Here is a 14,868-nt window from a genome sequence, read left to right as displayed (position 1 = left end):
ATGTCGTCCGGCAAGCTCCTTCTGGTTGAATCTGATTTGCCGGACTAAGTCGCGATTTTCGCGCATGAGGCGGATGTGCGTGTTTTGTGAGGGCGCTCCGTTCCCCTGCGACCACCGGCAAGGAGACCGGAACCATGACCACAGTATTCGCACGACCCAAACTGCAATTGTTTGGCGTCCCTACGGCTTATGTCGTTCGCAAGATCAGCCTTTCCGACCTGGGCAACGCGCTGCGCCTCGGCTGGGAAGACTTCAAGGCTATCCCGACCCACGCAATAGTCCTGTGCGTGATGTATCCCGTGCTCGGACTTGTCCTGTTCAGGCTTGTGCTTGGCTATTCGGTGCTGCCGCTACTGTTTCCGCTCGCCGCCGGCTTCGCCCTGATCGGTCCTTTCGCCGGACTCGGCCTCTACGAACTGAGCCGCCGCCGCGAACGCGGGGAGGAGCCAGGAGCCTGGGATGCAATGCAGGTGCTGCGTGCGCCGTCGTTCGGCGCCATGCTCGAACTTGGCATCCTCCTGCTCGTTCTGTTCGGGGTCTGGATCGCCGCCGCGGACGCGATCTACATTGCAACCTTCGGCTATGTTCCGGCTGCGAACATCCCTAATTTCGTAGAGCGGGTGCTGACGACGCCTGAAGGCTGGACCCTCATCATCGTCGGATGCGGCGTCGGTTTCCTGTTTGCGGTGATGGCCCTGTGCATCAGCGTTGTCTCGTTTCCACTGATGCTCGACCGGCATGCGACAGCGATCGATGCGATCCGCACCTCGATACGGGCCGTGATGATGAACCCCGTTGAGATGGCCGCGTGGGGGTTGATCGTTGCGGTATTGCTGGCCGTGGGCTCGCTGCCATTCTTCGTCGGTCTCTGCGTCGTTCTGCCGGTGCTCGGTCATGCGAGCTGGCATCTTTACCGGAAGGTGGTGGAACCTGACCCGAATCCCCAGCCAGAAGAGCCTCGCCCACCGATCGGTCATCGCTACGCGGCAGATTTCCCGGCCTCTCTCTTCCCGTGGAGCCGTGAGCGTTAGAGCGCGATCCGGAAGTGTGAAGCGGCTTTCGGAAGAGATTACGCGCAAACAAAAGACTGGAGCGAGATGACGATTCCAAGATAGGTCATCGCGCTCCAGCGCTGTAGCAGCGGGAAAACCGGGATCGCGCCGCGATTGCGTTCTGGACAGATTCCGCAATGGCTTTGGCGCCGTGGGCTTCCAGCAAGTGTGGCGTCGAGCGTTGATCCGCCCGACGCAAAGCACACGCGCAGGCAGTTCATCTCAGTTGCCAAGACGCGGTCGCGCGGCGTCGACAAAAGCGGCCCCGTCGGTCGCAACAGCCGCTGATCCAGCGTGTCAGAATGGCGCTTGCGCGATCAGCCGCTTTGCTCCCAGCCGTGCGGGATCGTAGGAAATCGCAAGAACGCAAACAGAGGCAATGGCTGAGCCGCTCGGCCGCTGCCATCGCGCGCAACCGGCGGAATCAGGTCAGAAAGGCGAATCTGAGTTGCCTACAGCCTTGAGTTGGGATTGTATATCTTTACTCGTAGGGCTGGGGATTTTGAAATGCTAAAACTCTGGAGCGTGGTCGCCTGTGCGGCTGCGCTAATGCTAGGCGCCTGTTCTACTACACCGACCGACCTTGAAGCGAAGACGACACCCGCGATTCAAACATACTCAGAGAATTACCAAGAAATTTATCGACGTGTCTCCACAACCGCCAAGCGGTGCTTCGCAGGGAACATGAGCGCATATGCATCCATGGCCGTGGACTCGGACCTGTATTCCGAGCTTGGCTATGGTGAAGTAACACTCTCACTTATCAATTTGGGCGTCAGAAACTACTATCTATCCGTCCGCGTCGAAAAGATCGCGACAGGGTCGAAGTTGATCGCCCGTTCTGGCAATACGCTAGCCAGTGAACGGTACAAAGGCCTGGTTATGGCTTGGGCGAACGGAGACCAGAATTGCCCGCTGATCTAGGTTTGAGTGGGACTTAGTTACACAGCGGTTTTCGTTTTAGGCTTCGCTACGCAATCGCACGCCAATGGCCTGCGCGTTCAGTGCAGCGTCCACAAGGAGTCGGGCGCGTGCAACGACGGCGCGAGGCAGGCGGCAGCGTCGCTAAGTCCACTTCGGGCGCAACTCGCGAGGATCGAGGCCGAGCTTGCCACTGCCGAGAGTCAGACAGACGTGATCGAACTGCACCCCCAAGCGGGTTCAGCGGTTCAAGGAGAATAGAGGAGTTGGCCGAAGTCCTCGCCGATCGGGACGCCGCCGCCCCACAGGGGGCTACCCGAAGGGCACGAACCAAGATTGCTGATTTCGCCGGGTCCACAAACCCCTCCACCGGATTCCGTGTGTCTACCCATTGATTTCCCGCAACGGTTGCGTTTGGATCAACCCCCAATCGGGGGGGGGGGGGAACCATGGCAAAAAAACCGAGCCAGAGCAACGAAACGCCTGTAGAGGGGCCCAAGACGCCGGACGAAGTGGCTGCGGGAATTGGGGACGTTTCAGAAAGTGAGGGAAAAGCGGAGCCCGAAATAAGCTGGAGCGCAGCGCTTCGGACCAAGGACCTTGAAGCCTTCAAGAAGGCGCTCAAGAAGGAGCTGGACAAAATAGTCGCCAAGCACTCGGATAGTCTCAAGAATTACGCAATTCTCTTTCTCTTTGATGACGACGCCATTACTAGCTATCACACGGATCGACTTTATTCAGCCGCGAGAGAATTGACCGGCAAAGATATACTTCTGGTAATCGACAGTCCGGGCGGCCAGATCGAACCCGCGTATCTGATTAGCAAAACGCTGAAGAGACTATCGGCAAACAAGTTCGTCGTGGCTGTTCCGCGCCGAGCAAAATCCGCCGCCACGCTGATTTGCTTGGGCGCTGATGAAATCCACATGGGCATGATGAGCCAGCTCGGCCCAATAGACCCGCAAATTTCCGGACTGCCAGCGCTCGCTCTAGGAAATGCCCTCAGGCACATAGCCGAGCTGGCTGAGAAATATCCAGGATCGTCAGACGTGCTGGCAAAGTACCTGATTGATCAGATTTCCATCCGCAGACTTGGCTATTATGAGCGCGTGGGTGAGAGCGCCGCGCAATACGCGGAGCGGCTGCTCTGACATCGGCAGATACAATCAGGCAAAACGGCCGCTGAGGTGGCAAGCCATCTGGTCAATCATTACAAGGACCACGGCTTCGTCATCGACAGCGGGGAGCGATCGGTCTTTTGGGGACCGATATCGTCAAAGAACAAACACCCGAATATCTCTTCGCAGACGCTGTCTATAGCTTCATCGATCTCGCTCAATTGGTCGCAAACCGCCTGAGCAAAAAGATGTTCTGGCTGATCGGTGAGGCTCCAGATGGTATCGCCTGGAGGGATGTGGATGAGAAATAAGATTTAGCTCGGCGCCAATGCGTTAAATCGCACCGAGCCATGTAGTCGACATAAGCGACGTCGGTGCCGCGATCAGCCGCTTTACTGCCAGCCGTGCGGGATCGTAGAAAATCGCAAGACCGCAAACAAAATTGCAGATTTGGTAGCGGGGGAGGGACTCGAACCCCCGACCCCAGGATTATGATTCCCGTGCTCTAACCAGCTGAGCTACCCCGCCACGGCGTCGGGCTGCAGGGCCGGATGTCTCTATATTGGAGACGGGCTGCTGCATCCGCGAACGGGCGGCATATAAGAAAGCACCCGACGCGCTGTCAAGCAAAGTGCCCAAATCCTTGGCTTATTTTGGCCGCAGGTTGGGATCGCCCCCAGGGCTTCCGGGCGGCGGGATCACCGGCGTATTGCCGGCATCCGGCGCGGGCGCGCGCATTTCCGGGTCGATACCGGGCGGCGGGCAAAGCACGCCGTTCGACTTCGCCAGCCGGTCGCCGAGCGGCTCGCTGGCCTGGCCCGTGGTGGTGCCTTCCGGAACCACCGTTCCACGCGACGGCACCGGCTTGGTCGGGGCACAGTCGCTCGCAGCCTGCGGTCCGGGGGGTGCCGTGGCGGCAGGCGGCGTTGCCGCCACGGGAGGCGCCTGCGCCGCGGCGGCGTCAATGCCGGCCGCGGACAGCGCACAGAGTAGAAGAGTGCATGTGATCCGCATGCAGCGAAAACAAATCGATGCCGCGAAAGTTCCGCCGGCATGCGATGTGTGCCGCCTTCCGCAGATCACATCTTGCGGTAGCGAATCAGCGAGAAATGCCCCATCGGCGGCATCGGGCGCCGTTCAGCGAGGCTCACGCCGCCATGCCTTGCGGCCCAGTTGGCCAGCCGCACCCAGGGGAACTCGGGCCGCCAGCCCAGCCGCCGCGCCAGCGGTGCGAACGCCAGTTCAAAGATGCGGCGCGGGCCGCTCTCGGCGCCGATGTGATTGACCAGGATCAGCTCGCCGCCAGGTTTGAGCACGCGCATGAAATCATCCAGCGTCGCTTCCGGGTCGGGCACGGCGGTGATGACATATTGCGCCACCACCGCATCGAAGGAGGCATCCGCGAATGCCAGGTGCTTGGCGTCCATCACCGCGAGCACCTCGACATTGGTGAGGCCGAGCGCGCGTACGCGCTGCTGCGCCCGCCGCAGCATCGGCTCGGAAATGTCGACGCCGCACAGCCTGGTCGAGCGCGAATAGTCGGAGAGCGAAAGCCCGGTGCCGACGCCGACATCGAGGATGCGGCCGCCGATCCGATCGGCCTCCACGATGGTGGACTGCCGGCCCTGATCGAACACCTTGCCGAACACCAGATCGTAGACCGGCGCCCAGCGCCCATAGGCCTTTTCGACCCCCTCGCGGTCGATGTCCGCAGCCATTTCCCCCTGCCCCTGAAGCTGCTATCCGCGCATCGCCTCGAGCGGCCGAATTGCCGCGCCCGTCGCAGCCTTTGCGATCGCCGCCTGAATGAACCCGCCGCCGAGCACGCGCGCCTGCCCTGTCGGCGCATCGTAGAACACGCAGGCCTGGCCCGGAGAAACGCCCTCTTCGCCCGCGACCAGCTCGACCTCGTAGTGACCGTCGCCGCCGCGCAGCCACGCCGGCTGCGGCGCACGGGTCGAACGCACCCGCACGAAAATCTCCAGCCCGCCAGCCACGGCGCGATCGAGCGGACCGTCGCCGATCCAGTTGACGTCGCGCAGCACGATGCGGTCGGTGCGCAGCGCTTCGCGCGGGCCGACCACGACGCGGCGGGTCGCCGCATCGAGCTTCACGACGTAAAGCGGGCTGCCGGCGGCAATGCCCAATCCCTTGCGCTGGCCCACGGTGAAATGAATGATGCCCTGGTGCGCGCCGATGACGCGACCGTCGAGATCGACGATGTCGCCGGGCTCGACCGCATTCGGCCTGAGCCGGCTGATGATGTCGGTGTAGCGCCCGGTCGGCACGAAGCAGATGTCCTGGCTGTCGTGCTTGTCGGCGACCGCAAGATCAAAGCGCCGCGCCAGCTCGCGCGTCTCGGCCTTGGTCATGTCGCCCAGGGGAAAACGCAAGTAATCGAGCTGCTCGCGCGTGGTCGCGAACAGGAAATAGCTCTGGTCGCGCTCGGCATCGGCCGCGCATACCAGCGCCCGCGAACCGTCGCCCAGACGACGAGAGGCGACGTAGTGGCCGGTGGCCAGTGCCGACGCGCCGAGCTCGCGCGCGGTCTTCAACAGATCGCGGAACTTGATCGAGCGATTGCATTCGATGCAGGGCACCGGTGTCTCGCCGGAGGCATAGCTTTCGGCGAAAGTGTCGATCACGGATTCGCGGAAGCGGCTCTCGTAATCCAGCACGTAATGCGGAATGCCGATCCGGGCGGCGACTTCGCGCGCATCGTGGATGTCCTGCCCCGCGCAGCAGGCGCCCTTGCGATGGGTCGCGGCGCCATGGTCGTAGAGCTGCAGCGTGATACCGACGACGTCATAGCCTTCCGCCTTCAGCAGCGCGGCCGTGGTCGAGGAATCGACGCCGCCGGACATGGCAACCACGACCCGCGTGTCCTGCGGGCGGCCTTCGAGGTCCAGACTGTTGCGCGTGGTGTCGGTCATCGGCTTGGCGTCCGTGGGCGCGATCGGGCGCTTCCACGGCCGGAAGGCGGTCTGCGATCGGAACCCCTAAGCGGTTCCAAACAGGCGGGATTCGTCTGCTCGGGACGGCTGAAAAGCTGCTCTTTAATATAGGTGGTGCTGGCGCGAGGCAATCACGAGCCTTCCCCTTTTGCACCTGTGAAGCGGCAAATCTTGCCGCCGGGCAGAAACGGCATCGCCGGGATCGCTCCGGCGCCCCCGCAACGCCCAAGCAAGCCATTGAAATATATACACATTTCTGAACGCGCGGAGATGGCCCACTCCTTGCTGAGGAGGGAAAGCGCGTTGCTTGAAAGAGGCCGGTCCGTGTTCAGTGTCACGTCAGATCTAGCTGCCAGTTTGTCCGCTCAGGTCCCGCCGCCGAAGGCAGCGCGGCCCGACCCGCCGCGTCCGGCCGACAATTTCGGCTCACTCGTCAGCCAGTCCGGCAGCGACACGCCGCCCTCGCCGGCTCCCCAGCCGCCTGCGCTGCCACGCTCTACCGACAATACGCCTGCCGACAGCCGGGCCCAGCGCGATGCGGCTTCACCGCCCGCGTCCCGCGCGGGCAACGATAGCGGCAACGGCGCTTCCAGTCCGCCGGCCGCCGGCGCGACGGACTCGAAAGGCGGCAGCGACGCTTCGACATCGCCAGCCACCCGCTCATCCGGAAAGGCGGGCAAGTCCGCCGCAAAGGACGGCGACGGCAAGGCGGCTAAATCGGACACCACCACCACGCCGACGACTTCGACGGCGAGCGACGCGACGGCTTCACCTCAACAGGTGACCGGCACGACACTGGACGGCCTCGTCGTGGCGATCCCATTCACCGTGCCCGGCAGCACCGCCACCAATCCGGCGCAGGGCCCGACCGACTCGACCGGGCCGCTTGCAATCGCCAAGGCCGCGATCGCCGCGACCGCGGCAACGACCGCCGCCGCAACGACCGCTGCCGCAACGACAGCGCCGGCGGGACCCGGCGGCACGGGCGGCACGGGCGGCGCCACCGGGTCGACCGCGCAGGATGCAGCCGCCATCAAGGCCGGCGCGCAAACGCCGGCCATCGAGACCGGCCCGCCGCTTCCGCAAGGCGCGATCGAGACCAATTCACAGGCGCCCGGCCAGTCATTGCCGAACGGAGTCGGTCTCCCCGCTCCGGGCACAGCGAAAGCTGCAACCACCAAGACGGGTACGGCGACCCAAGCCGCGACCGACTCATCAGACGCCGCCGATCCGCCAGACGGATCGGGCGCGACCGCCGTGACCACCCAGGGTCCTGCGGTCACGACCACCGGACCGCAGCCGACCGCCACCGCCAGGCCGGCCGCGGCGGTCGCGGCCGAAGGCGCCGCCAAAGCTGCGAACCCTGACAACACGCCTGCGGCGGCCACGGCACGCGACCACGTTCAAACCTCAAGCGAAGCCGCCGCGACCACGGCGCCGGACACCGGCCTGCAGGCGCCCGCCGCACTGCCCGCGCAGCTGCAAGCTGCGACACCGGCTTCCGCCTCCAGCACCAATTTCAATGTTTCCGCCGCTCCCAATGCGGTGGCCGTGCCGCTGAGCGGGCTTGCGGTGGAGATCGCAGCGTCCGCCAAAAGCGGCAAGACCCGCTTCGACATCCGTCTCGATCCGGCCGACCTCGGCCGCATCGACGTCCGCATCGACGTCGACCGCAACGGCCAGGTGACCTCGCATCTGACGGTCGAAAAGCCGCAGACGCTGTCGATGCTGCAGCAGGATGCACCCCAATTGCAGCGCGCGCTCGACGACGCCGGGCTGAAGATGAACGGCAACGGCCTGCAGTTCAGCCTGCGCGATCAGTCCTCGTCCGGGCAGAACAACGGCGATGGTGCCGGCAACGCGCAGCGGCTGGTGATCAGCGAAGACGATACGATGCCCCCGATAGCCGCGGGACGATCATATGGCCGCATGCTCTCGCCGAGCGGCGGCGTCGATATCCGGGTGTAAGGAGACGTAAGATGGCGACTACCGCCGGAGCAGCCGTTACAGCCAGCCCTGTCGTTTCGGGAACGACGCCGCTACCGGCGTCCTCGTCGGGCTCTTCGCTCAGCTCGACCTCCGGCGCGACGCTGGCGGGAAATTTCCAGACCTTCCTGACGCTGCTGACGACGCAGCTGAAGAACCAGAACCCGCTCGATCCGCTGGACACCAACCAGTTCACCCAGCAGCTCGTGCAATTCGCTTCGGTCGAGCAGCAGCTCAAGACCAACGACCAGCTGACCACGCTGGTCTCGCTGCAGCAGACCGCGCAGGCCACCCAGGCCTTGACCTTCGTCGGCAAGACCGCCGTGGTCAACGGCAACACGGCGACCCTGACCAACTCCCAGGCGACCTGGAACCTGAACATCCCGAGCAATTCGACCGTGAATATTTCGATCACCAACAGCAGCGGGCAGACGGTATTTTCGGGGAAATATTCGGCCAGCGCCGGCAACAACCAGCCGTTCGTCTGGAACGGCCAGGGCAACGACGGCACCCAATGGCAGAACGGCCAGTACACGCTGACCGCGACCGCGACCGACAGCTCCGGCAATGCCGTCGGCATCACCACCCAGGCGCAGGGCGTGGTCAACTCGGTCGACCTCACCCAGTCGCCGCCGCTGCTCTCGATCAACGGACAGAGCTACACCATCAACCAGATCCAGCGCATCGTGAATTAGCTCGAGGCCCGTCGGCCTCGTTAACGATTCGTTAGCAATCGCGGGTCCGGTCCGGGCTTTTGCCCTGTCCGGACCGCCAGCATGAGGGCTTGTCAAAGGAGAATCATATTGCAGCCTTGGGTTTAGGCAAATTTTAAGCCGAAGGGCGTAGTTTGCCGGGGTGAGTTCAGTGGTTGAGAGTTTGTGAGTACGCCATGACAGAACCCCATCGCCCGAGGGTGAAATACGTCATCGGGCCCGACGGCAGTCCGCTCACGATCGCGGATTTGCCCGCGCCCGGGACCAAACGGTGGGTCATTCGCCGTAAGGCCGAGGTCGTTGCCGCGGTGCGCGGCGGCCTGCTTTCGCTTGAGGAAGCCTGCAGCCGCTACACCCTGACGGTCGACGAATTCCTCTCCTGGCAATTTTCCATCGACCAGCACGGCCTTGCCGGACTGCGCACGACCCGCATCCAGCAATATCGCCAGTAACGCTTCCGCTAGAACCAGCGCAATTTGACGAAAATCGGCCTCGCCCCGCGAGGCCGATTTTTTTCATGACCATTTTTCGTCCCGACCTCTTAACCTTCGTTAACCATATCGAAACCATACCCTAGGCAATAATTGCCCAGCTGAATTTGGGCGCCGAATCTGGGGCGGTTGGTTTGCAGGGTCTGGTTGACTTTCTGAAGGGGCTTGGCGCCTCGCGACTGATGGCGATGATCGCCGTGACAGCGGCGCTGATCGGCTTCTTCGCCTTTGTCATCATGCGCGTCACGACGCCGCAGATGACGACGCTCTTCACCGACCTCAGCGTCGAGGACTCGTCCGCGATCATCAAGGACCTGGAGCGCCAGGGCATTCCGTTCGAGCTGCGCGGCGAAGGCAGCGTGATCATGGTGCCCAAGGACAAGGTCACGCGGCTCAGGATGAAGCTCGCCGAGGGCGGCCTGCCCAAGGGCGGCGGCGTCGGCTACGAGATCTTCGACAAGTCGGACGCGCTCGGCACCACGAGCTTCGTCCAGAACATCAACCATCTGCGCGCGCTGGAAGGCGAGCTCGCCCGCACCATCCGTGCCATCGACCGTATCCAGGCCGCGCGCGTCCATTTGGTGCTGCCCGAGCGCCCCCTGTTCTCGCGCGAGACGCCGGAGCCCTCGGCCTCGATCGTGGTCCGCGTCCGCGGCACGCTTGAGCCGCAGCAGATTCGCGCGATTCGCCATGTCGTCGCCTCGGCGGTCAACGGCCTGAAGCCGCAGCGGGTGTCGATCGTCGACGAGGCCGGCCAGCTGCTCGCCGACGGCGCCGCCAGCGATATCGACCAGGCGGTCGGCGACGAACGCCGGGCCGGCTTCGAGAAGCGGATGCGCAAGCAGGTCGAGGACATCGTGTCCTCGGTGGTCGGCCAGGGTCGCGCCCGCGTCCAGCTCTCCGCCGATTTCGACTACAACAAGATCACCCAGACCTCCGACAAGTTCGATCCGGAAGGGCGGGTGTTGCGCTCGAGCCAGACCCGCGAGGAATCCGCGGTCACGACCGACAACAACGGCCAGGTCACCGTCAACAACGAGCTGCCGGGCAACCGCAACCAGGACAATGCGGCGGCCAGCCGCGATCAGAGCAAGAAGACCGAGGAGACCAACAACTACGAGATTTCGCGCACCACCAAGACCGAGGTCACCGAGGCCGGACGGGTGAACCGCATCTCCGTCGCCGTGCTGGTCGACGGCAGCTACGCCAAGAACGAAAAAGGCGAGATGGTCTACAAGGAGCGCGGCAAGGAAGAGCTCGACCGGATTGCCGCGCTGGTGCGCTCGGCGATCGGCTTCGACCAGAAGCGCGGCGACCAGGTCGAGGTCGTCAACCTGAAATTCGCCGAGGCGCCCGCAGTCGCCTCGCTGCCCGAACCGTCCGGCCTGCTCGGCATGCTGCAGTTCACCAAGGACGACGTCATGTACGTGATCGAGCTCGGCGTCATGATGATCCTCGGCCTCGTCGTGATGTTCATGGTGATCCGTCCGCTGGTCAAACGCATCCTCGCCTCCGAGGAGATCGCAGCCGCGCTCGCCGGCGAGCCGGTGCCGGCGATCGCCGACGGCAGCGCATCGGGCGGCGGCGCGCCCGGCCAGGCCCTGCTTCCGGGCACGAACGCCACCGCGCAGCTGATCGACGTCGCCCAGGTCCAGGGCCAGGTCCACGCCCAGTCGGTGCATCGCGTCGGCGAGCTTGCCGAGCGCAACCCCAACGAAACCGTTTCCATCCTTCGCCAATGGCTGACTGAACCGGCTACCTGACATGGCATTACCGCAGACCGCAAACTCGACCGACATCACCAGTGTGATCGCGAGCCTCGCGCCGCGCCAGAACGGCAGGCCCCAGGTGAAGATGCCGGGCCGCCAGCGCGCGGCGATCCTGATGCTGGCGCTCGGCGAGCAATATGGCGGCAAGATCTGGTCGATGCTCGACGACGACGAAGTCAAGGAGCTGTCGATGGCGATGTCGACGCTCGGCACCGTCGAGGCCGAGGTGGTCGAGGACATGCTGCTCGAATTCGTCTCGCGGATGTCGGCCTCCGGCGCGCTGATGGGCAATTTCGACGCCACCGAACGGCTGCTGCAGCAGTACCTGCCTGCCGACCGCGTCACCGGCATCATGGACGAGATCCGCGGCCCCGCCGGACGCAACATGTGGGAAAAGCTTTCCAACGTGCAGGAAGAGGTGCTCGCCAACTATTTGAAGAACGAGTATCCGCAGACGATCGCGGTCGTGCTGTCCAAGCTGAAGTCGGAACACGCCGCCCGCGTGCTCGCGATCCTGCCCGAGGACATGGCGCTCGACGTCGTCGGCCGCATGCTGAAGATGGAGGCGGTGCAAAAGGAGGTGATCGAGCGCGTCGAGCAGACGCTGCGCACCGAGTTCATGTCCAACCTGTCGCAGACCCGCCGCCGTGACGCCCATGAGGTGATGGCGGAGATCTTCAACAATTTCGACCGCCAGACCGAGACCCGCTTCATCACCGCGCTGGAAGAGGAAAACCGCGAGTCCGCCGAGCGCATCAAGGCGCTGATGTTCACCTTCGACGACCTGATCAAGCTGGATTCCGGCTCGGCGCAGACCCTGATGCGCCATGTCGACAAGGACAAGCTCGGCGTCGCGCTCAAGAGCGCCAATGAGGAGGTGCGCAACTTCTTCTTCAGCAACATGTCCTCGCGCGCCGCCAAGATGCTGGTCGACGACATGGCCGCGATGGGACCGGTGCGGCTGCGCGACGTCGACGAGGCGCAGGCGCTGCTGGTCAACCTCGCCAAGGATCTCGCGGCCAAGGGCGAGATCATGCTGACCAAGAACCGCGCCGACGACGAGCTGGTGTACTGATGGCCGCGCCCGCCAAATTCCTGTTCGACAACGACTTCGCCGCACCCGACAGATCGCGCGAGCGGGCGGCCACCGCCGCCGAGGTCGCGCAGAAGGTCGCGGCCGCCGAGGCGCTCGCCTATCGGCAGGGCTACGACGCCGCGCAGCGCGAGGCCAAGGTGGAAAGCGATCGCCGCATGGCGCTGGCGCTGGAGGAAATCCGGCTCGGCATGCAGGGGATCGCGGCGCGCTTTGCCGGCATCGAAACGCGGATGGAGACCGAGGCCGTCGACGTCGCGGTCGCCGTCGCCCGCAAGCTGTGCAGCCAGTTGATCGCGGCCGAGCCGCTCGGCGAGATCACCGGCCTGATCCGCGACTGCTTCTCCCAGCTCGTCTCGACACCGCATCTCGTGGTGCGGATCAACGCCGCGCTCTACGAGGCCGCGCGCGAAAGCATCGAGCGGCAGGCGGCGCAAAGCGGCTTCCAGGGCCGGCTGGTGCTTCTGGCCGAGCCGGAAATCGCCGCCGGCGACTGCCGCATCGAATGGGCCGACGGCGGCGTCGTGCTGGATCGCGCCACCATCGAGGCCAAGATCAACGAGCTCGTCGGGCGCTACATGGCGTCCCGCAACCAGGCCGCAAGCGCCGGCCACGAGGATTAAGCCATGAGCGATACCGACAGCCAAGTACCCCTTCCCGATCTCAACGCGCCGGCGACCGCGCCCTCGTCCGACGACATCGCCTATCACGAGGACGAGAACGCCGCCCGCATCGCCGCCGACCTCGAAGCGGTGTTCGACGTGCCGGTGCAGGTCTCGGCCGTGCTCGGCCGCTCCAAGATGGAGGTCGGCGAGCTGTTGAAGCTCGGCCCCGGCACCGTGCTCGAGCTCGACCGCCGCGTCGGCGAGGCGATCGACATCTACGTCAACAACCGCCTGGTCGCGCGCGGCGAGGTGGTGCTGGTGGAAGACAAGCTCGGCGTCACCATGACGGAAATCATCAAGGCAAGCACCTAACGATCAGGACGAGGCGCGCAAGCCGCGCCGACAGACGGACAGGAGACAGACATGCGGCTTCTCATCGTTGGCACATTGAAGGGCCAGCTCACCACCGCGACCAAGATCGCCATGGAGAACGGCGCCTCCGTGACCCATGCGGAGGGCAACGAGCAGGCGATGGCCGTGCTGCGCGGCGGCAAGGGCGCCGACCTCCTGCTGGTCGATGTCGGCCTCGACATCCGCGACCTGGTGATCCGGCTCGACGCCGAGCACATCCACGTGCCGATCGTTGCCTGCGGCATCTCCTCCGACGCACGCGCGGCCGTCGCAGCGATCCATGCCGGCGCCAAGGAATATATCCCGCTGCCGCCGGACCCTGAGCTGATCGCGGCGGTGCTTGCCGCCGTCGCCAATGACTCCCGCGAGCTGGTCTATCGCGACGACGCCATGGGCCGGGTGATCAAGCTCGCCCAGCAGATCGCGGGCTCGGATGCCTCCGTGATGATCACCGGCGAATCCGGCACCGGCAAGGAGGTGCTCGCCCGCTACGTCCACAGCCGCTCCACGCGCGCCAAGCGCCCGTTCATTTCGATCAACTGCGCCGCGATCCCCGAGCACCTGCTGGAATCCGAGCTGTTCGGCCATGAGAAAGGCGCCTTCACCGGCGCGGTCGCCCGTCGCATCGGCAAGTTCGAGGAAGCGACCGGGGGCACGCTGCTGCTCGACGAAATCTCCGAAATGGACGTCCGGCTGCAGTCGAAGCTGTTGCGCGCGATCCAGGAGCGCGTGATCGACCGCGTCGGCGGCAACAAGCCTGTCGCCATCGACATCCGCATCATCGCCACCTCGAACCGCAACCTTGGCGAGGCGGTGCGCGACGGCACCTTCCGCGAGGACCTGCTGTTCCGGCTCAACGTGGTCAATCTGAAGATCCCTCCCTTGCGCGACCGGCCGGCCGACGTCATGGAGCTGGCGCAGCACTTCGCGCGCAAATATTCGCAAGCCAACGGCGTGCCGCTGCGGCCGCTGTCGGCCGACGCCAGGCGGGTGCTGACGGCAAACCGCTGGCAAGGCAATGTTCGCGAGCTCGAGAACACCATTCACCGCGCCGTGCTGATGGCGCAGGGCGACGAGATCGGCGCCGACGCGATCCTCACCCCCGACGGCGACCGCCTCGACATTGCAAGGACGGTGCCGGCGGTGGCGCATGCGACCATGGCCGCCGAGCAGGTGACGCGCGCGCTGGTGGGCCGCACCGTCGCCGACGTCGAGCGCGATCTCATCCTGGAGACGCTGAAGCACTGCCTCGGCAACCGCACCCATGCCGCCAACATCCTCGGCATTTCGATCCGCACACTGCGCAACAAGCTGAACGAATACGCCGATGGCGGCCTGCCGATCCCGCCGCCGGCATCCGGCGACTATCACCGCGCCGCGGCGGGGTAGTCTTCCCCTCGGTCATCGCCCGGCTTGACCGGGCGATCCAGTATACCGTGGCGATCGTGATAAGATTCGGTCGACGCCACGGAATACCGGATGCGCCGCTTGCGCGGGCCATGACGGAAGCGGCTATCCCACGAGATCACGAATAGTCCGGCGCATCGGGCTTGCGGAAGATGTGGATGGGATCGCCCGGCTCAAAGCCGCGATGCGTGAAGGCGGCATAGGCGTAGAGCGCGAGATAAAGAATCGCGAGCGTGCCGACCGCGTAGAACGCCCAGACTGCGATCCGTTTCATGGCGCGACGCGCTCCGATACAAAACGATCGCGCTTTTAGATCGCTGACCGGCAAAACGCCAGTCCGACGAAGCC

At 64.5% G+C, this 14,868-nt stretch carries 16 protein-coding genes and 1 tRNA gene; 11 read left to right on the top strand and 6 right to left on the bottom strand.

Annotated elements, in window-relative coordinates; translation table 11 throughout:
* The first annotated feature begins 134 nt into the window (after positions 1 to 134).
* The 3 genes from QOU61_RS08275 to QOU61_RS08265 all read left to right on the top strand — a co-directional run bounded on the left by QOU61_RS08275 (position 135) and on the right by QOU61_RS08265 (position 3,402).
* Entirely contained in the window at positions 135 to 1,031 is an 897-nt protein-coding gene (locus QOU61_RS08275) for a DUF2189 domain-containing protein (protein ID WP_289657619.1), read from the top strand.
* Positions 1,032 to 2,422: 1,391 nt separating this feature from the next.
* On the top strand, positions 2,423 to 3,124 hold the full coding sequence (locus QOU61_RS08270) for an SDH family Clp fold serine proteinase (RefSeq protein WP_289657618.1): 702 nt from the start codon (positions 2,423 to 2,425) through the stop codon (positions 3,122 to 3,124).
* Between the two features lie 107 nt (positions 3,125 to 3,231).
* On the top strand, positions 3,232 to 3,402 hold the full coding sequence (locus tag QOU61_RS08265) for a hypothetical protein (RefSeq protein ID WP_289657617.1): 171 nt from the start codon (positions 3,232 to 3,234) through the stop codon (positions 3,400 to 3,402).
* A gap of 140 nt (positions 3,403 to 3,542) precedes the next feature.
* On the opposite strand, the gene QOU61_RS08260 is transcribed toward QOU61_RS08265, so the two are convergent.
* The 5 genes from QOU61_RS08260 to QOU61_RS08240 form a co-directional block, all read right to left on the bottom strand.
* Positions 3,543 to 3,619, bottom strand: a tRNA-Met gene (locus QOU61_RS08260).
* A 120-nt stretch (positions 3,620 to 3,739) separates the two neighbouring features.
* The gene (locus QOU61_RS08255) at positions 3,740 to 4,105 is read right to left on the bottom strand and encodes a hypothetical protein (protein WP_289657616.1); all 366 of its coding nucleotides are present in this window, start codon (positions 4,103 to 4,105) and stop codon (positions 3,740 to 3,742) included.
* A gap of 65 nt (positions 4,106 to 4,170) precedes the next feature.
* Positions 4,171 to 4,809, bottom strand: a complete 639-nt coding sequence (locus QOU61_RS08250; RefSeq protein ID WP_289657615.1) for a class I SAM-dependent methyltransferase — start codon at positions 4,807 to 4,809, stop codon at positions 4,171 to 4,173.
* A 21-nt stretch (positions 4,810 to 4,830) separates the two neighbouring features.
* Entirely contained in the window at positions 4,831 to 6,024 is a 1,194-nt protein-coding gene (gene mnmA / locus QOU61_RS08245) for a tRNA 2-thiouridine(34) synthase MnmA (protein ID WP_289657614.1), read from the bottom strand.
* Positions 6,025 to 6,410: 386 nt separating this feature from the next.
* The gene (locus QOU61_RS08240; RefSeq protein WP_289657613.1) at positions 6,411 to 6,779 is read right to left on the bottom strand and encodes a hypothetical protein; all 369 of its coding nucleotides are present in this window, start codon (positions 6,777 to 6,779) and stop codon (positions 6,411 to 6,413) included.
* Positions 6,780 to 6,825: 46 nt separating this feature from the next.
* Between QOU61_RS08240 and QOU61_RS08235 the strand changes: the two genes are divergently transcribed.
* The 8 genes from QOU61_RS08235 to flbD all read left to right on the top strand — a co-directional run bounded on the left by QOU61_RS08235 (position 6,826) and on the right by flbD (position 14,502).
* Positions 6,826 to 8,013 carry a flagellar hook-length control protein FliK gene (locus tag QOU61_RS08235; RefSeq protein WP_289657612.1) on the top strand — a complete coding sequence of 396 codons (1,188 nt, stop codon included), beginning with the start codon at positions 6,826 to 6,828 and terminating at the stop codon, positions 8,011 to 8,013.
* A gap of 11 nt (positions 8,014 to 8,024) precedes the next feature.
* Positions 8,025 to 8,726 (top strand): flagellar hook assembly protein FlgD, encoded by a 702-nt coding sequence (locus tag QOU61_RS08230; protein WP_289657611.1) that lies wholly within the window; start codon positions 8,025 to 8,027, stop codon positions 8,724 to 8,726.
* A gap of 194 nt (positions 8,727 to 8,920) precedes the next feature.
* Positions 8,921 to 9,196 (top strand): CtrA inhibitor SciP, encoded by a 276-nt coding sequence (gene sciP, locus QOU61_RS08225; RefSeq protein ID WP_002714638.1) that lies wholly within the window; start codon positions 8,921 to 8,923, stop codon positions 9,194 to 9,196.
* A gap of 173 nt (positions 9,197 to 9,369) precedes the next feature.
* Complete coding sequence (fliF, locus tag QOU61_RS08220) at positions 9,370 to 10,998, top strand: flagellar basal-body MS-ring/collar protein FliF (protein WP_289657606.1); 1,629 nt, start codon at positions 9,370 to 9,372, stop codon at positions 10,996 to 10,998.
* A gap of 1 nt (position 10,999) precedes the next feature.
* Positions 11,000 to 12,079 (top strand): flagellar motor switch protein FliG, encoded by a 1,080-nt coding sequence (gene fliG, locus QOU61_RS08215; protein WP_289657605.1) that lies wholly within the window; start codon positions 11,000 to 11,002, stop codon positions 12,077 to 12,079.
* On the top strand, positions 12,079 to 12,720 hold the full coding sequence (locus QOU61_RS08210; RefSeq protein ID WP_289657604.1) for a FliH/SctL family protein: 642 nt from the start codon (positions 12,079 to 12,081) through the stop codon (positions 12,718 to 12,720). The genes fliG and QOU61_RS08210 overlap by 1 nt, the downstream gene beginning before the upstream one ends.
* A gap of 3 nt (positions 12,721 to 12,723) precedes the next feature.
* A complete protein-coding gene (gene fliN / locus QOU61_RS08205; RefSeq protein WP_289657603.1) occupies positions 12,724 to 13,074 on the top strand; it encodes a flagellar motor switch protein FliN in 351 nt (116 codons plus the stop codon).
* 51 nt (positions 13,075 to 13,125) lie between these two features.
* Positions 13,126 to 14,502, top strand: a complete 1,377-nt coding sequence (gene flbD / locus QOU61_RS08200; protein ID WP_289657602.1) for a sigma-54-dependent transcriptional regulator FlbD — start codon at positions 13,126 to 13,128, stop codon at positions 14,500 to 14,502.
* A 136-nt stretch (positions 14,503 to 14,638) separates the two neighbouring features.
* On the opposite strand, the gene QOU61_RS08195 is transcribed toward flbD, so the two are convergent.
* Positions 14,639 to 14,794 carry a hypothetical protein gene (locus tag QOU61_RS08195; RefSeq protein WP_289657601.1) on the bottom strand — a complete coding sequence of 52 codons (156 nt, stop codon included), beginning with the start codon at positions 14,792 to 14,794 and terminating at the stop codon, positions 14,639 to 14,641.
* Positions 14,795 to 14,868: the final 74 nt, after the last annotated feature.

Origin of the sequence: Bradyrhizobium sp. NP1 (assembly GCF_030378205.1) — a bacterium.
Classification (GTDB): Bacteria; Pseudomonadota; Alphaproteobacteria; order Rhizobiales; family Xanthobacteraceae; genus Bradyrhizobium.
The sequence above is the reverse complement of the archived record's forward strand: the minus strand, read 5'-3'. Positions and strand labels throughout refer to the sequence as shown.